We start from the raw sequence: 19,770 nt of genomic DNA, 5'->3' as shown, positions 1-19,770 counted from the left end.
TCCCTGAAACCTTCTGGAAAACAGGGAGACACCAATGACCATGTACGCCACGCTGGAAGAAGCTATTGATGCCGCTCGTGAAGAGTTCCTTGCCGATAATCCCGGCGTTGAGGAAGAAGATGCTGACGTGCAACAACTTAATATCCAAAAATATGTTCTGCAGGATGGGGATATTATGTGGCAGGCCGAATTCTTTGCCGACGAAGGTGAAGAAGGAGAATGTTTGCCGGTCCTGAGCGGTGCAGGTGCGCAGGCCGTGTTTGATGGCGACTATGACGAAATCGAGTTACGCCAGGAATGGCTGGAGGAGAATACGCTGCACGAGTGGGATGAGGGCGAATTTCAGCTCGAGCCACCGCTGGATACGGAAGAAGGTCAAACCGCAGCCGATGAATGGGACGAGCGTTAATTTACGCTACTCGTACGGACCGTGGCTGGCATCGATGGGCAGCAACAGCGTGTCGAAAATCAGCGAGAACGGCAGATCGAGCACCGTCAGGTAGCGCCATGCGGAATCACGGACATCCCATTTTACGCCCGGGTAGTACTGGTTGCCATGGCCCTGACCTGGAATAGTGCGGCTGATGATGCTGCCGCAGCCGCTCAGCAGGCATGCCATCATGACGACGATGATTATTTTCATCAGTAACCTCTAAAAAAATACCGGCCTCACAGCCGGTATTTTATCTGGCGGGTGGCGCTTTGCTTACCCGCCTTGCTTAACCGCTTACTTCGCCTTCAGCGCCAGCGGGTTTAGCTTCAGCTCTTTATAGTAGTTCACCCATGAAGAGTATTTCTCCGGAGCGGACCATACGCGATAGTGAAGTCTTGCCATCGTGACCGGATCGCTCAGCAGCACCAGACGACGGTCGCGATTGAGTTTTTCCGGAGTCTCGTTAAGCGCCTGCTCAACGTGACGATCGCGGGCAATCTCCAGCACCTGGCTTGCGCGGTGGCGCGCAGTGGCCATTGCCGTCGCCAGAGCGTTGAATGACGGATTAAACACGGCGTGCATAAAGCCATCGTCCAGCGTGCGGTTACGGTTCTGCTCCAGATAGGTATCGGTATCCACCAGCACCTGCGGCGGGGAATACTCTTCCGGGATCAGGAACAGTTTCCAGCGTTTGGTACGCAGCCCTACCGTTGAACGGCTGGAGATCACGGACACAAACGGCGACAGGATAAGCGAGAAGACAATCGGCGCCAGCCAGAACAGGAAGCGCAGATCCAGCCAGGCCATTCCGGCCGCCCACACCAGGCCCAGCAGCAGCTGAGAGCCGTGGCGCATGAAGGCTTCACTCCACGGCGTGGAGTCGTCATCACGCTGCGGTGAGTTCCAGACCACTTCCCAGCCCAGGAACGCGCTGACCACAAACACGGTGTGGAACAGCATACGCACCGGCGCCAGCAGCACGGAGAACAGCACTTCCAGCAGCAGCGAAAGGGTGACGCGGAAGAATCCGCCGTACTCTTTCGAGCCTTTGCACCAGATCAGGATGATACTGAGCAGCTTAGGCAGGAACAGCAGCACCATGGTGGAAGCAAACAGCGCAATCGCCAGCTCCGGACGCCACTGCGGCCACACCGGGAACAGCTGGCGCGGTTGCAGGAAGTATTGCGGCTCCGTCAGGGCATGGACGACCTGCAGCGCAGTGGAGAGCGCGAGGAACATAAACCACAGCGGTGCGGAGAGATAAGACATTACGCCCGTCAGGAACACCGCACGGTGAACCGGGTGCATCCCTTTTACGAGGAACAGGCGGAAGTTCATCAGGTTACCGTGACACCAGCGGCGGTCGCGCTTGAGCTCGTCCAGCAGGTTCGGCGGCAGCTCTTCGTACGATCCCGGCAGGTCGTAGGCAATCCAGACGCCCCAGCCCGCACGACGCATCAGCGCCGCTTCCACGAAGTCATGCGACAGAATCGAACCGGCAAACGAACCCTCGCCCGGCAGCGGCGCCAGCGCACAGTGTTCGATGAACGGCTTCACGCGGATAATGGCGTTGTGGCCCCAGTAGTGCGACTCACCCAATTGCCAGAAGTGCAGACCGGCGGTAAACAGCGGGCCGTAAACACGGGTGGCGAACTGCTGGCAGCGCGCGTACAGGGTGTCCATGCCGGATGCTTTTGGCGAAGACTGAATGATCCCCGCGTTCGGGTTGGCTTCCATCAGACGCACCAGACCGCTCAGGCAGTCACCGCTCATGACGGAGTCAGCATCCAGCACGACCATGTAGCTGTACTGGTTACCCCAGCGGCGGCAGAAGTCATCGATGTTGCCGCTTTTACGCTTCACGCGACGGCGGCGGCGGCGGTAGAAGATCTGTCCTTCGCCCTGCACTTCTGCAATCAGCTCCATCCAGGCTTTTTGTTCTGCCACGCAGATATCCGGGTTGTAACTGTCGCTCAGGATGTAAACGTCGAAATGCGCCGCATTACCGGTTGCCTTTACGGACTCCCAGGTTGCACGCAGCCCCGCAAATACGCGGTCAACGTCTTCGTTACAGATAGGCATAATCAGTGCGGTACGGTGCTCGGGATTGAGGGGTTCATCCCCGACCGTTGACGCCGAAATGCTGTACTTGTCCCGTCCCATCAGCAGCTGCAGGAAGCCCATCAGCGCGGTCCAGAAACCGGCCGAGACCCAGCAGAAGAGGACCGCGAACAGCAGGAGAATGCCGCTCTGCAGGATATACGGCAGCAGCTGCATGAAGGAGACCCAGAGATCCTGGCCCATCATGTCCGTCGGGTTGATAAACGCCCAGCCCTGGTAAGGCAGAATGGTTTTCATATACCAGGTCGCGACAACCGTCTGCGCCAGCGTCAGAAGCAACAGGATATAACGGCGAATTGTCCCCACGGTACGCCATTTCTGTTCGGAGGCCTGCTCTTCTTTCGTCAGGCGCGACAGATAGCGCGGCGTGACGTCACGCCCGCGCAGGCGATCCCAGAAGCGGCCAACCGGGTTGGTGCGCCACGGATCGGGGAACATTGAGGAACGCGTCGCTTTCGGCATCGCCTGAAGCTGATCGCGTCCTTCGTCGTCTTTAATCAACTGCCCTTCTGCCAGCGAGTCCGGCCAGGCCTGCTCCAGACGCGCCTTGACTGACCCCAGCGGCGTATCATCATCACGGGAAAACTGACGATGTTCGCCATCCAGCGCGGTATGAACCGCGCGGATGTCGCTCTTAGGCAGCGCCGCTTTTTCGATATCCGTCAGCGGCATGGCATCAATATATTCAGATGTATTATTCATTGGCAGGTAGCTGGTAGCTCCAGGTTTCACTCAGCGGCTGATCTTCACTGACCAGCGCAGCACGCATTTCAGTGGTCTGTTTCGGATCTTTCACTTTCACGCGCAGGGTCAGACGCCAGCCTTTGGTTACCGGGTTGTAACGCACGGTGTTCTCTACGATTTGACCGTTGTCACCGATGCTGGCCTGGGCCGACACCGCAGTATCAGGAGACAGTTTCTTCATATCCTGGCCGGTGAAGTCCACGACAAACGCTACCGTACCGTCAGGCTGACGGATCAGGTTAGACTGCTTCACGTCACCCGTAGAGCGGCGAGTCTGCGTCACATACGCGTTATCCGGCGCATGCAGCTTATCTTCGTCGCGGCTGAAGGTAATGGTGTACTTGAAGTTCATCTCTTTACCGGCTTCCGGCAGCTGATCCGGCGTCCAGTATGCGACGATGTTGTCGTTGGTTTCGTCGTTGGTTGGAATTTCAACCAGCTCTACCTTGCCTTTACCCCAGTCGCCTTTCGGCGTAACCCAGGCGCTTGGACGCAGGTCATAGCGGTCGTCGAGATCTTCAAAGCGAGAGAACTGACGGCCACGTTGCAGCAGGCCAAAGCCCTGCGGGTTTTCCATCGCAAAGCTGCTGACCGCCAGATGTTTCGGGTTATTCAGCGGACGCCAGATCCACTCACCGTTACCGGCATGAATAGACAGACCGTTGGAGTCATGCAGTTCCGGGCGGAAGTTGGTTGCCGGTGACGGCTGGTTCGGCCCAAACAGGAACATACTGGTCAGCGGAGCGACGCCCAGTTTGCCCACTTTGTCACGCAGGTAAACCTTAGACTGCACGTCAACGACCGTGTCACGACCAGGCATAATCACAAAGCGATAGGCACCGGTTGCGCGTGGGGAATCCAGCAGCGCATAAATAGTCAGACGTTTGTCCGTTGGTTTTGGACGCTCAATCCAGAACTCGCGGAAACGCGGGAACTCTTCACCTGATGGCAGCGCGGTATCAATAGCCAGACCGCGCGCAGAAAGCCCGTACACCTGCCCCGCGCCAATCACGCGGAAGTAGCTGGCGCCAAGCATGCTAACGATTTCGTCGTTTTTATCTTTGCTGTTGATCGGGTAAAGCACCTTGAAGCCTGCGAAGCCCAGGTCTTTCACCGTATCTTTGTCGTGCTGCACATTGCCAAAATTGAAGTAATCCGGGCTGTACTTGATCTTACGTACCGCGGTCGCCGTCACTTCATTGATGGCAACAGGCGTGTCGAAGTACATACCCTGATGATAAAATTCAAGCTTGAACGGGGTTTTAACATTGTTCCAGTACGCTTTATCGTGGTTGAACTGGATCTGCTGATAGTCCGCATACTTCATGTCGCGGAAAACGGAGGGCAGGTTACTTTTCGGCGCTTCGTAGCTCTTGCCTGCCATCGATTTTGCCTGTTTTGCGACATCGTCGATGTTAAAGGCCAGTGCCGATGAGGTATACAGTGATAACACCACCGCAACACCCAACCAACGCATTTTCATCATCTGTGGTTTATGTTTCATAATAAGTAAGCACTTCCCCCTTTGTGTGCTTATATCGATCCGATCCATTTTAATGGAAACTCAGGCAATCCGACAACATAATCACTGCTTTGTTCAGCTGCTGGCTCATGGATTAAGCAAATGAAAGAACCCGTTATTCACTTTGCGTGCTTATCCTGGAGACAGTGTGTCGGTCTTGGTGTAGGGTTGGCGTCGAATGTAACCATTATGAGCCTTAGGGATAAGGCGAAAAGTCTGAGAATGCGCAACGTTATATGAGCACAACACCGATACAACGGGAATATTTCCTCGACTCGATCCGGGCATGGCTGATGCTATTGGGGATCCCCTTTCATATTTCACTGATTTACTCCAGCCACACGTGGCATGTTAATAGCCAGATGCCCTCCTGGTGGCTGACGCTGTTTAATGACTTTATTCACGCCTTCCGCATGCAGGTGTTTTTTGTCATCTCCGGCTATTTCTCGTACATGCTTTTTTTACGCTATCCGCTTAAGCGCTGGTGGAAAGTGCGCGTGGAGCGCGTAGGTATTCCCATGTTAACCGCCATACCGCTGCTGACGCTGCCGCAGTTCATTATGCTGCAATACGTTAAAGGCAAGGCGGAGAACTGGCCGAATCTCTCGCTGTATGAAAAGTACAACACGCTGGTCTGGGAGCTGGTGTCTCACCTCTGGTTCCTGCTGGTTCTGGTGGTGCTGACCACGGTCAGTCTGGTGATTTTCAGCCGCCTGCGCCGCCATCTCAGCACGACAGCAGACTCTTTCTTCGCTAACGTCTCGCTGGGCAAACTGTCGGTGCTCTTCTTACTGCTGGGGATCGCTTATGCCGCGGTGAGACGCACGTTGTTTATCGTCTATCCACCGATACTGAGCGACGGCCTGTTCAATTTTGTGGTGATGCAGTCGCTGTTCTACATTCCGTTCTTTTTGATTGGCGCGCTGGCCTTTATTCATCCGAGGCTTAAAGCGCTGTTTACCACCCCGTCACCGTGGTGCGCGGTGGGTGCGGCCATTGCCTTCGTGGCCTACCTGCTGAACCAGCGCTACGGGAGCGGCGACGCCTGGATGTATGAAACGGAAAGCGTGATCACCATGCTGTTGGGCTTGTGGATGGTGAACGTAGTGTTCGCGCTCGGCCACCGTTTGCTGAACTTTAAGTCCAGCCGCGTGACCTACTTCGTCAATGCCTCACTGTTTATCTATCTGGTGCACCACCCGTTGACGCTGTTCTTCGGGGCATACATCACGCCGCATATCGCATCCAACACGCTGGGCTTCTTTACCGGGCTGGTGTTTGTGGTGGGGATTGCCGTCGTACTCTACGAGATCCATCTGCGGATCCCTCTTCTGCGCTTCCTGTTTTCAGGAAAACCTCAGCCGAAAGCCGCCTGAGCAGCGCGGCGCACTCACGGTGCGCCGCCTTCGCTTCAGCTCTCCAGCTCTTGTCTGCGCTGAGTCAGAAGCCGCTGATAAAGATGCGTGGTGTCTTCATCGAAGCAGACAAAAATCACCTTCTCTGGCAGCGGTTTAAGCGACAAATAGCGGTAAACCGTTTCGACGGCGATGGTCGCCGCTGCCGCCTTAGGATACCCATACACGCCGGTGCTGATGGCCGGGAACGCCATCGTTTTATAGCCGTTGTCGGCGGCAAGCCGCAGACAGTTTCGGTATGCCTCCTCCAGAAGGCTCGCTTCATGCTGGTCTCCGCCGTGCCACACGGGCCCGACAGCATGAATCACCGCTTTGGCAGGAAGGTTGCCCGCCAGCGTAATCACCGCATGGCCCGGTGGGCATTCACCCTGTTGCTGACGCACCATTTTACAGGCTTCCAGTAACTGCGGTCCGGCAGCCCGGTGAATAGCGCCGTCTACGCCTCCTCCCCCCATCAGGGAAGGATTGGCCGCATTGACGATGACGTCGACATGAACTGTCGTAATATCGCCATGAATAACTTCAATTTGCGGTTTCATAAAGCCCCTCTGCTGCCCGCCTTTTTTATAAGTGTATCGCAGAGGGGTTATTGAGAAAAACGATAGGCATAAAACCGCGCCCACCGGCGGGCGCTCACGTGTATTAACGGTACTGGATCTGAACAACCGCGAGCGTTTTTTCAGGATTCAGGTACGTCATATTCACTGTCGCCAGGCCGGAAGCCGTCGCCTTGCCGTTCAGCGCGTCGCCGTAACTCACCATACGCGTTTGCATACGATTTTTTTCCGGACACGACACCGCCAGCTGCCGCTGCTGGTGGGTAACTTCGCAAGGGTCAGCAACGATTGCGCCGCGAAAGTGAATAACGCCGCCCTGCGCGAGCGTGGCCGAATAAGCTGGAGCGATAAATGCCGAAACAAGCAGGCCCAGACCTGAAATAAGATGTGCAAAAGAGTGGGTCACGATATGTACTCCTCAATGAAAATCGTCCATGAGGGGCAAACGCGCTTCATTATGCAAACGAAGGCTGACGTTACGGAACCTAACAACGCAGTTCCTGATAACAGCTTAGTTCAACGGCAAATATTCACAATGCATTGATTTCATGAATATTTACAGCGCACCCCCGGCTGGCGACCACTGCTGTGATAAATGAAGCGCTTTTCCATCCGTGACGGTGACAACGATGTTGATCGTGTCTTCCGCAGAAATAGTTAAACTCAACCGCGTTAAATCAATCGGCTGATTAGCGGGAATAAAAAGGGTATTTTGCTGTCGCGAAGCACTTTGCCCACTCAGCCCTTCCTTCAAAGAGAGGATCTGAACCTGACAATCACACGGTTCCGTCAAAATGACCTGCGGAATAATGGTCGTCATATTTCCCTGCTGTGACGTTTGAAAGGTTATCTGGCCGGAAAGCGCGGCAAGGAGAATGAAGGTATTCATGAGGAACTCCCGAAAAAAAACAGGGCATCGGCCCTGTTTTTTTGTAGTACAGATTTCAGTATCAGTACTGATGCGCTGTCGCGTGGTTACCAAAGCCGATCTGGGTAACGTTGACGGTGGAGTTAGACGCCGTCTGGTCTACGAGCGCACCGTTAAGGCCGCCGTACTGGCTAACATTCATAACGGATTTTTTGCTGTTCCACTGATCGAGTGTCGCACTGTTGCCAAAGCCGTTCTGGGTCAGGTTGATTTTGCTGTCGTCAGAACCCTGACCGACATCAGCCCCGTTACCGCCACCGGTCTGGCTAATATTAAGAACGGAATTTCTGGCATCTGTCTGCAACGCCAGCGCGGAGTTACCGCCACCGTTCTGATAAATATTCAGGGTTGAATTTGGACCACTGTTTCCGCCCTGGCCATGACCGTGTCCATGACCCCATCCGCCCTGATTAATGATACCAGCCATAGCACTACCAGAAACGACGATTGCTGCAAGTGCTGCCACTTTGATAAATTTCATGGTAAACCCCCATCGGATTGATTAACGTCGTCGCGAAATAGCTAGCGCTGAATAACGCGAATTGCCATCTGCGACTGTTTCTGCACTACAACTGCGGTTTTCTGCGTACCGTACTGCGTAATATTTGCTCTATTACCCGACCCTTTCTGGATAATTTTCGCACTATTACCATATCCATCCTGCGTAATACCTGCATCGTTCCCGTTACCGCTCTGATCGATCCAGGCAATATTGTAAGTCCCTGATTGATCAACTCTCGCTCTGTTGCCTGCCCCATCCTGAGAAATGACGGACAAGAGTTTCGATCCTTCCTGGCGAAGCTGAGCGTCATTAAATACGCCCTGTTGACCAATAATGGCTGCCTGATTTAATGATGAATAACTTAATTCATTAACCGCAAAATTATATTCAGCGTTTGCTAAATCTGAATTCGCGGCGGTTACAAATCCAGGCGCACCCAGTAATGTAAACATCAAAAATAACGATGTGTTTTTCATGTTGTCACCCTGGACCCGGCTACCTGAAAACACCCTGATCGTATTTCGTATTAAACGACTCGTTTTTGTTAACGCGTCGTTACGGTGAAGAGTATGTCCGCTGAAACATTTTAAATATCTCACCCGCGCGGCTTATTTTTATTTTTCAGGTCACCACAAAGTTGTAATTTGCACCATAAAAGGCATGACACAGGGCGTTTTTATTTTTTATGAAATATTTATGCGCGACATGTTGTACAACGGCGAGACAGCCGTCCATGTCCCTTCCCGCGTTGTTTAAGCGTAACGCCAGGATGAGATTTTCTTCAGTGCGTGACACAAGGCGAGTTTTCTTAAGCCAGGAAAATCAGTACGGCATGACTTAGAAAGTATCAGTTACTCATACCTGGGTACAAACTAAAAAAAATAATAAATACTTATAAATATTAACTGGTTAATTATATTTGTATGATTTTTAAAATCTATGCACAACTATTTCCATGTACAACTTTCATATCAAATAGCAACATTCAAAATCTGCCATTTTCACAAATGAATATTGATTTTTACATCTTGTTACACGATTAACACTTGCTTTAAAATTCGTAAAAGCTAGATTGAAATTAGATATACGAAATTGGTTTTATATTTACCTCCCTGTGGAGGTTATGTTCTGATTCTACACACAGCAGTGCAACATCTGTCAGTACTTCTGGTGCCCTCTTCTTTACAGAAAGGCGGCTGTCAGGTGCCAAAAATAAGTGGGGTTTCATCATGTATAATGAAGTCCATAGTTTACATGGTCATACATTACTGTTGATCACAAAACCTTCTCTGCAAGCGACAGCTTTATTACAACATTTAAAGCAATCTCTATCACTGAACGGGAAATTGCATAATATTCAACGTTCTTTTGATGATATTGTGCCTGGCAGCATCATTCTGTTTGATATGATGGAAGCCGATAAAAAGCTTATCCATTACTGGCAAGATAACTTAAGCAGGAAAAACAATAATATCCGCGTGTTATTATTGAATACGCCTGATGAATATCCTTTCCGAGATATTGAAAGCTGGCCGCATATCAATGGCGTGTTCTACGTCACTGAAGAAGAGGTTCGGGTGGTAGATGGTCTGCAAGGCATATTGCGCGGCGAATGCTATTTCTCGCAAAAGCTGGCCAGCTACCTCATCACGCACTCCGGAAATTACCGCTATAACAGTTCGGAATCAGCGCTGCTCACCCACCGTGAGAAAGAGATCCTGAACAAATTACGCATTGGTGCTTCAAATATTGAAATCGCCCGTTCGTTATTTATCAGCGAAAATACGGTAAAGACGCACCTTTATAATCTTTTCAAGAAGATAGCTGTTAAAAACCGAACTCAGGCGGTTTCATGGGCAAACGATAACCTCAGGCGTTAATCACATGAAGCGCACGTTGAGTTGGATCGCCGCAGCGAGTCTCCTGCTCGCTGCAGGGAACCTGCAGGCCGTTGAGGTCGAAGTTCCCGGATTGTTAACTGACCACACTGTCTCATCGATCGGGCACAGTTTTTACCGGGCCTTCAGCGATAAATGGGACAGTCCCTACACGGGTAATTTAACAATCAACGAGCGGCCCAGTGCACGATGGGGAAGCTGGATAACCATAACGGCCAATCAGGACGTTATTTATCAAACGTTTTTATTCCCCTCGAAAACAGACTTCGAAAAAAACGTAGCCTTAGCACTGGCTCAAACTGAAGACGCTATTAATCGCCTGCAAATAGATAAAGCCCTATTAAGCACCAGCGATTTAGCAAAAGATGAGTTCTAGCGAACCGATATGCGGAGGCTGTCATGCGTATTGCATATGCAGTTGTTTCGATCATGCTTATTGCTCCCCTGAGCTGGGCCGGAAATATGACCTTCCAGTTCCGTAACCCTAACTTTGGCGGTAACCCCAACAACGGTGCCTTTCTGCTGAATCAAGCTCAGGCACAAAACTCCTATAAAGATCCGAGCTTTCAGGATTTTACCGTTGATACCCCTTCCGCACTGGATAACTTCACCCAGGCTATCCAGTCGCAGATTTTAGGGGGATTGCTGACCAACATTAATACCGGCAAACCCGGCCGAATGATGACCAACGACTTTATCGTCGACATCGCCAACAGGGACGGACAGCTCCAGTTGAATGTGACCGATCGTAAAACCGGAAAAACCTCCACCATAGAGGTTTCCGGCCTGCAAAATAATTCAACTGACTTTTAAACAATAGCTAAATAAGGACAACGACCATGCAGCGCTTCCTGATATTTGTTGCAGTGTGCTTATTGAGCGGTTGTTTAACTGCTCCGCCTAAAGAAGCTGCAAAACCCACATTAATGCCGCGGGCTCAAAGTTACCGTGATTTAACCCATTTGCCTTCACCTACGGGCAAGATATTTGTTTCGGTATACAACATTCAGGATGAAACCGGACAATTTAAACCTTATCCGGCAAGTAACTTCTCCACCGCGGTGCCGCAAAGCGCCACCGCCATGCTGGTGACTGCACTTAAAGATTCGCACTGGTTTATTCCGCTGGAACGCCAGGGGCTTCAGAACCTGTTAAATGAACGAAAAATCATTCGTGCCGCACAGGAGAATGGCACCGTTGCGGACAATAACCGGATGCCTCTGCAGTCTCTGGCCGCCGCAAACGTGATGATTGAAGGGTCGATTATCGGTTACGAGAGCAACGTGAAATCGGGTGGCGTGGGCGCGCGCTACTTCGGTATCGGCGCAGATACCCAGTACCAGCTCGACCAAATTGCGGTTAACCTGCGCGTCGTGAACGTCAGTACCGGTGAAGTGCTCTCTTCGGTCAACACCAGCAAAACGATATTGTCTTATGAAGTTCAGGCTGGGGTATTCCGATTTATTGATTACCAGCGCCTGCTGGAGGGAGAAATTGGCTACACCTCTAACGAACCGGTCATGATGTGTCTGATGTCAGCCATTGAAACCGGCGTGATCTTCTTAATCAACGATGGTATCGATCGCGGGCTGTGGGATCTGCAAAACAAAGCGGACGTGCAGAACCCGATCCTGGTGAAATACCGTGATATGTCGGTGCCTCCGGAATCCTGACGGGCAGCGCATAAAAAAAGGCGAGATGATTATCTCGCCTTTTTTTTATTCACTCAACGCGGTGATGTTTTGCGTTTTTTCCCGTCGCGCCGCCAGCCAAAGACCGCTGTTCTTCATGGCGTAGCCAAACAGCAGCCCCAGCGCCAGGGAAGGAACCACCAGCTTCCAGTCCCCCTGCCCGGCAAAGGTTGCGCAGGCCCCCATAAAGGTTCCCGGCACAAACGACAGCAGCAGATGCTTCGCCTGGATACACATCAGGAAGGCGACGACACCCGTCATGACGTACCCCAGCATCTCCAGATGCGGCGCCAGCGCGCTGCCTTTCATGATGACCAGCGCCCAGATAACGCCGCTCATCAGCGTGCAGCCTGAGATAAAGAGCCCTTTCAGCCCGCCCTGAGGACAGGCGAAATAGGCCGTGCAACCCAGGAAGCCAGCCCAGCTTAACAGACCGAGAGACACCGCTACCCATCCCCAAATACCGGAGAGGATGCCCGTCGTGATTGCAATACAAAGTAATATGTTCATGGCGCGCATCTTAGCAGAAGCGCGCCATAGAAATGAGATCAGAAGCACATTACGTGCAAGTTGAAATGTATCGTTGCAGGATTTTTGTGATTTACATCACTCCTCGTTCTCTTCTTCCAGTTCATCCCACATTGCTGCAATGGCGTCACGCGTCAGCGGGGCCAGCGTTCGCCAGAACGGAGAGGTGGCATGAGCTTCCACTTTACCCAGGAAGGTCCCCACCCACGGCAGCAGATACGTTTCGAAAAGGATCCCGATGGCTTCATTTTCATCGTCGCCAGCGTTGTCTTCGATCCAGGACGCGGCCAGCAGCAGCGTACCGATATGATCGGCTGGGGTATCGCTCAGGGGCATCCCGCGTTCTGAAAGGAATGCCCGCACTTCCGCTTCGGTCGCGCCTTCCTGCCAGGCGGAACGATACGGCGACACGCGGCACTCTTCGCCGACGAACAGAGCATTGTAGTCCGTTGAGATCTGCTGCATATCGCAGCTTTTCTGCAGGCGCTCCAGTAACTCATCCTGTTCCAGCGGCCAGTTCTGCGCCAGTTTACCTTCGCGAATCAGCGTAAACAGCGGCACCAGCAGCGGGTCCTGCGGCTGGCGGTAATACAGGGAGCCCAGCACGCGGCAAAGGATGGAAAATTCATTCATTGTTTTATTCCGTTATTCAATTAAAGATCGGCAAATTCATCAATCGGCGCCATGCCGCGCGACTCGAGGAAATCAAGCATACGACGCGGCGTGACGTTCAGGATGCGTTCTTCCGGGAAATCCACATCCTGCAATATTTTCAGGCACTCGCTAAAATCCCCCAGCGTGAAGGCCGTGTGCGAATCAGAGCCCAGCGCCACCATGCCACCCGCATCACGCACGGCGGCAGCCACTTCGCGACAGTTGGCTTCACTGCCTTTACGCGAGTGCACGAACGAGGAGTTGTTAATCTCCAGCGCCACGCGGTGTTTCGCCGCGGCCTGCGCCACGGCCTGAATATCAATCGGGTATTTCGGATTGCCCGGATGGCTGATGATGTGCACATTGCCGCTGGCAATAGTGGCAATCATCGCCGCGGTATTGGTCTCTTTATCCTGCGGCGGGAAAACCGGCTCATGGAAGCCGGCAAGGATCAGATCTAAGGAGGTCAGCATCGGGCCGGTACAGTCAATTTCACCGTCGGTGTTTTTGATGTTCGCCTCAATGCCGCGCAGTATCCCAATGCCGTCCACCAGACGTGGCCAGATACGCATATTCACAAAATGCCAGTAGTGCGGCGCATCCGCCATATCCGGGCCGTGATCGGTTATCGCGAACAGCTTGATGCCCTTAAGCTTCGCCTGGGCAATATAATCATGGAGGTTGCTATACGCGTGGGTGCTGGCGACGGTGTGCATATGCAGGTCAACGGGATACATCTTTCTCTCCTCTGCGTTTTTTCCAAAGGATAGCAGTTATCAGCGGCGAATATTAGCAAAAACCCGGCGAACGCCGGGTTTCTCTCAGTAGCCGCGCTGTCGGTCGACCTGTCCGGTGACCGGGTTACCCTTCTCTATTTCACCGATCGTGTGCGAGATATAGGCCACTGCCTCGGCAGGTCGCGTCACGGCGGCAACGTGCGGAGTCATTGCCACGCGCGGGTGTCGCCACAGCGGGCTTTCCTCCGGCAGCGGCTCACGGCTGTAGACATCCAGCATGGCGCCTTTAAGCTTCCCGCTATCCAGCGCCTTCAGCAGATCCGGCTCGACCAGATGCACGCCGCGCGCCAGGTTCATCAGGTAGCTCTGGTCGTCCAGCTGGTTGAGCAGGCCTTCATTGATAATCCCCACCGTTTCCGCCGTATTGGGCAGCAGGTTAATCAGCACACGCGTGCCGTTCAGGAAGGCCGGAAGCTCATCCGTTCCGGCAAAGCTCTCAACGCCCGGATAGTCTTTACGGCTGCGGCTCCAGCAGCGCAACGGAAAGCCCCACGGCGCGAGCGCTTCAGCCACTTTCGAACCCAGCACGCCTGCGCCGAGGATACCAACGGTAAACGCTTCGCGCGGATATTCAGGCAGCGGCTCCCAGCGGGATTGCTGCTTAAGCGCCTGATAGTCATCAAAACGGCGGAACCAGTGCAGCACCTGGCTGACGGCATATTCCTGCATTTGCTGGCCCATACCGGTATCTTCCAGGCGGAACAGAGGAATATCTTCCGGCAGCATTTCAGGGTGTGCTTTCAGCTTGCTCAGAATGGAATCCACGCCGGCTCCAAGCGCGAACACGGCCTTCAGCTTACGGCCCTGGAGCATTTCTACCGGCGGATGCCAGACCAGCGCGTAGTCAGCATGTTCGTTATCGCCCCGCTTCCACTCACGAACGCGAGCGCCCGGCAGTGCCGCAGAAAGTGCCTTAATCCAGTAAGCCGTATCAAAAGTGGGGTGATAGAAGAGTATATCCATAGTCAATTCTGCCTTTTATTGCGCTGATTTATTTTGCTTTTTAACTGGACGGTCAGCATAGCAAATTTATTGCGTGACCGTGTTGTTGATAAAAAAGACGCTTTCAGCACATTTAAGAATCATGTTGCCTGAAGTTTGTCTAAACGCGCTAAATTACTGAAAAAGTGGGTTGACGGCAGTTCGGCTTTTCCTTACATTAGCGCCCGTCCCAGCAACAACGGGATGACAATATGGTGAGGTGTCCGAGTGGCTGAAGGAGCACGCCTGGAAAGTGTGTATACGGCAACGTATCGGGGGTTCGAATCCCCCCCTCACCGCCATATTTTAAGAAGAGCTCGCATGAAAATGCGGGCTTTTTTTTCGCATGTTGCACGCCTGCGGGGGGATGAGAACCCCCGACCGGGGTTCGACAACTGGCGCAGCCAGTTGGACAGACTGAGAGCGAAGCGAACAGGCTGCCCGCAGGGCGAGCGAAGCGAGTCAATCCCCCCCGGTGCTATATTCAGCTCGGTGCGGCCTGAGACCCTCACCCTAACCCTCTCCCCAAAGCGGCGAGGGGATCGTTACTCCTCCACCATCCGCGCATACTCTTCGGTAAGAAAATCCACCAGCGTTCTGACGGACGGCAGTAAACCTCGCCTGGAAGGATAAACAGCGTGGATCACTTCCCGTCGGGGTTCCCATGCGTCCAGCACCCTTACCAGTTCCCCGGATGCCAGCTGCTCCTTGACCATCAAAATCGGCAGCTGCACCACGCCCACCCCCGCCATCGCCGCTTCACGCAGCGCCAGCATGTCGGTGGTAATAAAGCGCGGCGTGTAATGAATCGCGGCTTTCGCTCCCTCCGGCCCGCTCAGCTCCCATCTGTGCAGCTGTTTTCCCACACCCATGCTCAAACCCGGCCACTCGCTAAGCTCAGAGGGCACGGCAGGGTGACCCATCCGCTCAATCAGCGCAGGGCTCGCCACCAGGCAGTGTCCCCTGTCTGCCAGCACTCTTAACACCAGGTCGCTGTCATCAAACGGACGTGGACGAACGCGGATCGCCACGTCGATGCCCTCACCCACCAGATCAACCCTTCGGTTTGTGGCCTCAAGCTGAAGATTGATCCCCGGATAGCGCGCCATAAACCGCGCCAGCATGGGCCCCACGTGCACGTGCAGCAAGGTGACCGGACAAGTGATCCTGACCACGCCGCGTGGCTCGGCCTGCAACGCCGCCACCGCCTCTTCCGCAGCTTCGGCCTCTACCAGCATGGCTTTACAGTGCTGATAGAACGTCTGCCCCACTTCTGTCACCGTAAACTGCCGGGTGGTACGCTGGATCAAACGCACGCCAAGGCGCTCTTCCAGCTGGGCAATCCGGCGGCTCAGTTTTGACTTGGGCTGATCGAGCGCCCGACCCGCCGCCGCAAATCCACCATGGTCCACCACCTTCACAAACCACGCGAAATCATTGAGATCCTGCATACGCCCTCATCGTTCTATATTCAGAACAGTGAATGTCATTTTCACTATCTACCGGGATATTAACCCTGAATATAAGCTAATTACATCAACAGAACATCAGGAGTACATCATGAAAAACGTAACAGGCGTTTATACCGCACCTCGTCCGCACTGGGTCGGTGACGGTTTCCCGGTTCGTTCAATGTTTTCTTACCAGACGCACGGCGAGCCGCTGAGCCCGTTTCTGCTGCTGGACTATGCCGGACCGTACACCTTCCCGGCGGACGGCGCGAAACGCGGCGTGGGCGAGCATCCTCATCGCGGCTTTGAAACGGTGACCATCGTTTACGCCGGCGAAGTGGAGCATCGCGACTCCACCGGCAGAGGCGGCGTTATTGGCCCCGGCGACGTGCAGTGGATGACGGCGGGCGCAGGCATCCTGCACGAGGAGTTCCACTCCAGCGCCTTCGCGCAGAAAGGCGGTGAACTAAAAATGATGCAGCTGTGGGTCAACCTGCCCGCCAAAGACAAAATGGCGACGCCCGGCTACCAGAGCATCACCAAAGCGGATATCCCGGTGGTCACGCTGCCGGATAACAGCGGCACGCTGCGGGTCATCGCCGGTCGCCATGAGGACGTGACGGGCCCGGCCCATACCTTCTCACCGCTGAACGTCTGGGACATCGCGCTTAACCAGGGCAGCCATCTGACGCTCAACCAGCCCGAAGGCTGGAGCACGGCGCTGGTGGTACTTGAGGGCAGCGTAACGGTGAACGGCACCACGCCAGCGGGTGAAGCGCAGCTGGTTGTGCTAAGTCAGAGCGGTGAAAAGCTGCATCTGGAAGCGAACAGCGACGCGAAATTGCTGCTGATGGCCGGTGAGCCGCTGAATGAACCGATTGTGGGCTACGGCCCGTTTGTGATGAACAGTAAAACCGAGATCGCGGAAGCCATCCGTGATTTCAACTCCGGCCGCTTTGGCCAGATCTGAACGTAATTAAGGAGCGCAATATGTCTACCCCTGCAAACTTCAACGGTGCACGTCCCGTCATTGACGTAAATGATGCCGTCATGCTGCTTATCGACCACCAGAGCGGGCTGTTCCAGACCGTCGGCGACATGCCCATGCCGGAGCTGCGCGCCCGTGCGGCGGCGCTGGCAAAGATCGCCACGCTGGCGAAGATCCCGGTGATCACCACCGCCTCCGTTCCACAGGGACCGAACGGCCCGCTTATCCCGGAGATCCACGCCAACGCGCCGCATGCGCAGTATGTGGCCCGCAAAGGTGAGATCAACGCCTGGGATAACCCGGAATTCGTGGCGGCGGTAAAAGCTACCGGTCGCAAGACGTTAATTATTGCAGGCACGATCACCAGCGTCTGCATGGCCTTCCCGTCCATCAGCGCGGTGGCGGACGGATATAAAGTGTTTGCGGTGATTGATGCCTCCGGCACCTACAGCAAAATGGCGCAGGAGATCACCCTGGCCCGCGTGGTCCAGGCAGGCGTGGTGCCGATGGATACCGCCGCTGTGGCCTCTGAGATCCAGCGAACCTGGAACCGTGAAGATGCGGCTGAATGGGCTGAGGTATACACCCACATCTTCCCGGCCTACCAGCTGCTGATCGAAAGCTACGGCAAAGCGCAGGAGGTGGTGAAAAACAGCGAAGTGCTCGATTCGCAGCGTTAATCCTGCGCTGTACGACATAAGCTGATTAAGGCTTAACCGAACAAGCACGAATGCAGAAAATCTGCTTGACCGCTTTCGCGCAACTCCCTATAGTAGCGCCCCGTTGCCCCCCAAGCGGTCAGGCAGCAAAACAATATGGTGAGGTGTCCGAGTGGCTGAAGGAGCACGCCTGGAAAGTGTGTATACGGCAACGTATCGGGGGTTCGAATCCCCCCCTCACCGCCATATTTGAGATAAGAGCTCGTACGAAAGTACGGGCTTTTTTCTTTTATATTCTCCGTAAGGGGGGGATGAGAACCCCCGACCGGGGTTCGACAACTGGCGAAAGCCAGTTGGACAGACTGAGAGCGCAGCGAACAGGCTGCCCGCAGGGCGAGCGAAGCGAGTCAATCCCCCCCGTAGCCATATGCAACTCGGTGCGGCCTGAGACCCTAACCTTCTCCCCAGGAGCTGAGGGTTCCCCACAAATTAATGCTAGCACTGAACAATCCCCTCGCCCCTTTGGGGAGAGGGTTAGGGTGAGGGAAACATACGGCTGTGGTGGTCATTCCGTTCACTTTATGTTCCCTGCTACTCTGTAACGACATGACCGGTGAACGTGCCAGGGTGGCTCAATCGCCACCACCCTGGCGACCCGGGCTCCCGGCGGTAAATCGCCGCTTCGCGGTGCCCTCGGCTTATTCCTTCCGGCTTATCGGGTACGGGCGGAGGTAACGTCCCTGTAAAGCCCGCCCTCTCGGCGCATCCCTGCGCCTCGCCCCGGCCTGCAGGAAACGCCTCAGCGATTTACAGCCGGACCAGAGCATCGCTGAAAGCCTTAAATCGTTCTGAAACAACGTTAATGCTTCTGCTTAAAAATTACTGGGGATCTCTCACCCCCAGGCGAGAGGGAATAAAATGCACATAAAACAAAGCCCGGTTTCCCGGGCCTTGAACACAACAGCAAACTCAGTAATACGCTTGCAGCGTGCGCTGACAGAGCGCCGAGCGCACGCAGTCCTCTTTGGTGAATCGAACCACCCCAATCATCTCATCTTCCTCAAAACGTGACATGGCGTCGCTCAGTCCGGACTTCACGCCCGACGGCAGGTCACACTGGGTAATATCGCCGTTGACGATAACCGTCACGTTCTCCCCGAGGCGCGTTAAAAACATCTTCATTTGCGCAGCGGTCACGTTCTGAGCCTCGTCAAGAATAACGACCGCATTTTCAAATGTACGTCCGCGCATATAGGCGAACGGCGCGATTTCCACCTTGCCAATCTCTGGTCGCAGGCAGTACTGCATAAAGGATGCACCCAGTCGCTTCACCAGCACGTCATAGACGGGCCTGAAGTACGGAGCAAACTTCTCCGAAATATCGCCGGGCAGGAAGCCGAGATCTTCATCAGCTTGCAGTACAGGACGGGTAACAATAATGCGCTCCACGTCCTTATGGATTAGTGCTTCCGCTGCTTTGGCTGCACTGATCCAGGTTTTCCCGCATCCGGCTTCACCGGTTGCAAAGATGAGCTGTTTACTCTCGATAGCATTCAGGTAGTGCGCCTGAGCCTCATTGCGCGCCACAATTGGAGAATTATCACGGCTGTCTCTGGCCATGCCAATTGCTTCTACGCCACTCATCTGCACAAGCGAGGTGACCGATTCTTCTTCACGCTGTTTATGGCTACGTGAGTCCCGTCTCAGCACACGTTTTGCTTCGCGACGAGCTTTGATCACTGCTTTTTGTCTTCCCATGGATAGCACCTTGAGTTGTTGGTATTCATCACACGCGCCAGCTTCGGCACGATTATGCGCACGAACATCAGAGGGTTGGCTTCCTTGTAAGCCATTGCTTGCTTTATCAGATGACGATACAGAACGGCTACGCGCACCGGTCT

Annotated in this window: 22 protein-coding genes and 2 tRNA genes; 10 read left to right on the top strand and 14 right to left on the bottom strand. The window is 54.0% G+C overall.

Annotated elements, in window-relative coordinates; all coding sequences use genetic code 11:
* Nucleotides 1-34 precede the first annotated feature (34 nt).
* Entirely contained in the window at nt 35-409 is a 375-nt protein-coding gene (locus IM314_RS04720) for a MysB family protein (RefSeq protein WP_028012687.1), read from the top strand.
* A 6-nt stretch (nt 410-415) separates the two neighbouring features.
* Here the strand turns inward: IM314_RS04720 and IM314_RS04715 are convergent, their stop codons facing one another.
* The 3 genes from IM314_RS04715 to mdoG all read right to left on the bottom strand — a co-directional run bounded on the left by IM314_RS04715 (nt 416) and on the right by mdoG (nt 4,802).
* Nucleotides 416-643: a YceK/YidQ family lipoprotein gene (locus IM314_RS04715; RefSeq protein WP_013097162.1), complete on the bottom strand. Its 228-nt coding sequence runs from the start codon at nt 641-643 to the stop codon at nt 416-418.
* Between the two features lie 84 nt (nt 644-727).
* On the bottom strand, nt 728-3,256 hold the full coding sequence (mdoH, locus tag IM314_RS04710; RefSeq protein ID WP_041910533.1) for a glucans biosynthesis glucosyltransferase MdoH: 2,529 nt from the start codon (nt 3,254-3,256) through the stop codon (nt 728-730).
* Complete coding sequence (gene mdoG / locus IM314_RS04705; protein WP_193358685.1) at nt 3,249-4,802, bottom strand: glucans biosynthesis protein MdoG; 1,554 nt, start codon at nt 4,800-4,802, stop codon at nt 3,249-3,251. Before mdoG ends, mdoH begins: the two co-directional genes overlap by 8 nt.
* A 254-nt stretch (nt 4,803-5,056) precedes the next feature.
* On the opposite strand from mdoG, the gene mdoC reads away from it, so the two are divergent.
* On the top strand, nt 5,057-6,196 hold the full coding sequence (mdoC, locus tag IM314_RS04700) for a glucans biosynthesis protein MdoC (protein ID WP_193358684.1): 1,140 nt from the start codon (nt 5,057-5,059) through the stop codon (nt 6,194-6,196).
* 35 nt (nt 6,197-6,231) lie between these two features.
* On the opposite strand, the gene ymdB is transcribed toward mdoC, so the two are convergent.
* The 5 genes from ymdB to csgB form a co-directional block, all read right to left on the bottom strand.
* Nucleotides 6,232-6,774 (bottom strand): O-acetyl-ADP-ribose deacetylase, encoded by a 543-nt coding sequence (ymdB, locus tag IM314_RS04695; protein ID WP_045630081.1) that lies wholly within the window; start codon nt 6,772-6,774, stop codon nt 6,232-6,234.
* Nucleotides 6,775-6,877: 103 nt separating this feature from the next.
* A complete protein-coding gene (locus tag IM314_RS04690; protein ID WP_063153821.1) occupies nt 6,878-7,198 on the bottom strand; it encodes a hypothetical protein in 321 nt (106 codons plus the stop codon).
* A gap of 150 nt (nt 7,199-7,348) precedes the next feature.
* Nucleotides 7,349-7,681 carry a curli assembly chaperone CsgC gene (gene csgC / locus IM314_RS04685; RefSeq protein ID WP_193358683.1) on the bottom strand — a complete coding sequence of 111 codons (333 nt, stop codon included), beginning with the start codon at nt 7,679-7,681 and terminating at the stop codon, nt 7,349-7,351.
* Between the two features lie 61 nt (nt 7,682-7,742).
* Nucleotides 7,743-8,201, bottom strand: coding sequence for a curli major subunit CsgA (gene csgA, locus IM314_RS04680; RefSeq protein WP_041910537.1), 459 nt, complete (start codon nt 8,199-8,201; stop codon nt 7,743-7,745).
* 41 nt (nt 8,202-8,242) lie between these two features.
* Nucleotides 8,243-8,698 (bottom strand): curli minor subunit CsgB, encoded by a 456-nt coding sequence (gene csgB, locus IM314_RS04675; protein WP_028012679.1) that lies wholly within the window; start codon nt 8,696-8,698, stop codon nt 8,243-8,245.
* A gap of 753 nt (nt 8,699-9,451) precedes the next feature.
* On the opposite strand from csgB, the gene csgD reads away from it, so the two are divergent.
* Genes csgD through csgG form a run of 4 tightly spaced genes read left to right on the top strand, consistent with a single transcriptional unit; the run spans nt 9,452 to nt 11,793 of the window.
* Complete coding sequence (csgD, locus tag IM314_RS04670) at nt 9,452-10,102, top strand: biofilm master transcriptional regulator CsgD (protein WP_045630077.1); 651 nt, start codon at nt 9,452-9,454, stop codon at nt 10,100-10,102.
* A gap of 4 nt (nt 10,103-10,106) precedes the next feature.
* Entirely contained in the window at nt 10,107-10,496 is a 390-nt protein-coding gene (gene csgE, locus IM314_RS04665) for a curli production assembly/transport protein CsgE (RefSeq protein ID WP_028012676.1), read from the top strand.
* Between the two features lie 23 nt (nt 10,497-10,519).
* A complete protein-coding gene (csgF, locus tag IM314_RS04660; RefSeq protein WP_028012675.1) occupies nt 10,520-10,933 on the top strand; it encodes a curli production assembly/transport protein CsgF in 414 nt (137 codons plus the stop codon).
* Nucleotides 10,934-10,959: 26 nt separating this feature from the next.
* Nucleotides 10,960-11,793 carry a curli production assembly/transport protein CsgG gene (gene csgG, locus IM314_RS04655; RefSeq protein WP_028012674.1) on the top strand — a complete coding sequence of 278 codons (834 nt, stop codon included), beginning with the start codon at nt 10,960-10,962 and terminating at the stop codon, nt 11,791-11,793.
* A gap of 45 nt (nt 11,794-11,838) precedes the next feature.
* Here the strand turns inward: csgG and IM314_RS04650 are convergent, their stop codons facing one another.
* The 4 genes from IM314_RS04650 to ghrA all read right to left on the bottom strand — a co-directional run bounded on the left by IM314_RS04650 (nt 11,839) and on the right by ghrA (nt 14,753).
* On the bottom strand, nt 11,839-12,321 hold the full coding sequence (locus IM314_RS04650; protein ID WP_193358682.1) for a DUF1097 domain-containing protein: 483 nt from the start codon (nt 12,319-12,321) through the stop codon (nt 11,839-11,841).
* A 96-nt stretch (nt 12,322-12,417) separates the two neighbouring features.
* On the bottom strand, nt 12,418-12,972 hold the full coding sequence (locus IM314_RS04645; protein ID WP_045630075.1) for a molecular chaperone: 555 nt from the start codon (nt 12,970-12,972) through the stop codon (nt 12,418-12,420).
* A 20-nt stretch (nt 12,973-12,992) separates the two neighbouring features.
* Nucleotides 12,993-13,730 carry a phosphatase gene (locus IM314_RS04640; RefSeq protein WP_028012671.1) on the bottom strand — a complete coding sequence of 246 codons (738 nt, stop codon included), beginning with the start codon at nt 13,728-13,730 and terminating at the stop codon, nt 12,993-12,995.
* Between the two features lie 84 nt (nt 13,731-13,814).
* Nucleotides 13,815-14,753 carry a glyoxylate/hydroxypyruvate reductase GhrA gene (gene ghrA / locus IM314_RS04635; protein WP_028012670.1) on the bottom strand — a complete coding sequence of 313 codons (939 nt, stop codon included), beginning with the start codon at nt 14,751-14,753 and terminating at the stop codon, nt 13,815-13,817.
* Between the two features lie 232 nt (nt 14,754-14,985).
* On the opposite strand from ghrA, the gene IM314_RS04630 reads away from it, so the two are divergent.
* Nucleotides 14,986-15,073 (top strand) — tRNA-Ser (locus tag IM314_RS04630).
* A gap of 243 nt (nt 15,074-15,316) precedes the next feature.
* Here IM314_RS04630 and IM314_RS04625 read toward each other — a convergent pair.
* Nucleotides 15,317-16,222, bottom strand: coding sequence for a LysR family transcriptional regulator (locus tag IM314_RS04625; RefSeq protein WP_193358681.1), 906 nt, complete (start codon nt 16,220-16,222; stop codon nt 15,317-15,319).
* Between the two features lie 109 nt (nt 16,223-16,331).
* Here IM314_RS04625 and IM314_RS04620 point away from each other — a divergent pair, with 109 nt between their 5' ends.
* The 3 genes from IM314_RS04620 (at nt 16,332) to IM314_RS04610 (ending at nt 18,115) form a co-directional block, all read left to right on the top strand.
* On the top strand, nt 16,332-17,192 hold the full coding sequence (locus tag IM314_RS04620; protein WP_041910542.1) for a pirin family protein: 861 nt from the start codon (nt 16,332-16,334) through the stop codon (nt 17,190-17,192).
* Between the two features lie 20 nt (nt 17,193-17,212).
* Entirely contained in the window at nt 17,213-17,890 is a 678-nt protein-coding gene (locus tag IM314_RS04615) for an isochorismatase family protein (protein WP_025755865.1), read from the top strand.
* 137 nt (nt 17,891-18,027) lie between these two features.
* Nucleotides 18,028-18,115, top strand: a tRNA-Ser gene (locus IM314_RS04610).
* Nucleotides 18,116-18,838: 723 nt separating this feature from the next.
* Here IM314_RS04610 and phoH read toward each other — a convergent pair.
* Nucleotides 18,839-19,627 carry a phosphate starvation-inducible protein PhoH gene (gene phoH, locus IM314_RS04605; protein ID WP_024908976.1) on the bottom strand — a complete coding sequence of 263 codons (789 nt, stop codon included), beginning with the start codon at nt 19,625-19,627 and terminating at the stop codon, nt 18,839-18,841.
* Nucleotides 19,628-19,770 lie beyond the last annotated feature (143 nt).

The organism is Enterobacter cloacae complex sp. P42RS (assembly GCF_014930595.1).
Taxonomy (GTDB): Bacteria; Pseudomonadota; Gammaproteobacteria; order Enterobacterales; family Enterobacteriaceae; genus Enterobacter; species Enterobacter bugandensis.
This window is presented reverse-complemented; position numbering and strand designations above follow the sequence as displayed.

Coding starts and splice junctions, on each gene's coding strand:
- IM314_RS04650 (WP_193358682.1), bottom strand. CDS start 12,321: ATGAACATATTACTTTGTATTGCAATCACGACGGGCATCCTCTCCGGT.
- csgD (WP_045630077.1), top strand. CDS start 9,452: ATGTATAATGAAGTCCATAGTTTACATGGTCATACATTACTGTTGATC.
- IM314_RS04720 (WP_028012687.1), top strand. CDS start 35: ATGACCATGTACGCCACGCTGGAAGAAGCTATTGATGCCGCTCGTGAA.
- ymdB (WP_045630081.1), bottom strand. CDS start 6,774: ATGAAACCGCAAATTGAAGTTATTCATGGCGATATTACGACAGTTCAT.
- csgF (WP_028012675.1), top strand. CDS start 10,520: ATGCGTATTGCATATGCAGTTGTTTCGATCATGCTTATTGCTCCCCTG.
- IM314_RS04715 (WP_013097162.1), bottom strand. CDS start 643: ATGAAAATAATCATCGTCGTCATGATGGCATGCCTGCTGAGCGGCTGC.
- mdoC (WP_193358684.1), top strand. CDS start 5,057: ATGAGCACAACACCGATACAACGGGAATATTTCCTCGACTCGATCCGG.
- csgE (WP_028012676.1), top strand. CDS start 10,107: ATGAAGCGCACGTTGAGTTGGATCGCCGCAGCGAGTCTCCTGCTCGCT.
- mdoG (WP_193358685.1), bottom strand. CDS start 4,802: ATGAAACATAAACCACAGATGATGAAAATGCGTTGGTTGGGTGTTGCG.
- ghrA (WP_028012670.1), bottom strand. CDS start 14,753: ATGGATATACTCTTCTATCACCCCACTTTTGATACGGCTTACTGGATT.
- IM314_RS04625 (WP_193358681.1), bottom strand. CDS start 16,222: ATGCAGGATCTCAATGATTTCGCGTGGTTTGTGAAGGTGGTGGACCAT.
- IM314_RS04640 (WP_028012671.1), bottom strand. CDS start 13,730: ATGTATCCCGTTGACCTGCATATGCACACCGTCGCCAGCACCCACGCG.
- IM314_RS04620 (WP_041910542.1), top strand. CDS start 16,332: ATGAAAAACGTAACAGGCGTTTATACCGCACCTCGTCCGCACTGGGTC.
- csgC (WP_193358683.1), bottom strand. CDS start 7,681: ATGAATACCTTCATTCTCCTTGCCGCGCTTTCCGGCCAGATAACCTTT.
- phoH (WP_024908976.1), bottom strand. CDS start 19,627: ATGGGAAGACAAAAAGCAGTGATCAAAGCTCGTCGCGAAGCAAAACGT.
- IM314_RS04615 (WP_025755865.1), top strand. CDS start 17,213: ATGTCTACCCCTGCAAACTTCAACGGTGCACGTCCCGTCATTGACGTA.
- csgA (WP_041910537.1), bottom strand. CDS start 8,201: ATGAAATTTATCAAAGTGGCAGCACTTGCAGCAATCGTCGTTTCTGGT.
- mdoH (WP_041910533.1), bottom strand. CDS start 3,256: ATGAATAATACATCTGAATATATTGATGCCATGCCGCTGACGGATATC.
- IM314_RS04645 (WP_045630075.1), bottom strand. CDS start 12,972: ATGAATGAATTTTCCATCCTTTGCCGCGTGCTGGGCTCCCTGTATTAC.
- csgB (WP_028012679.1), bottom strand. CDS start 8,698: ATGAAAAACACATCGTTATTTTTGATGTTTACATTACTGGGTGCGCCT.
- csgG (WP_028012674.1), top strand. CDS start 10,960: ATGCAGCGCTTCCTGATATTTGTTGCAGTGTGCTTATTGAGCGGTTGT.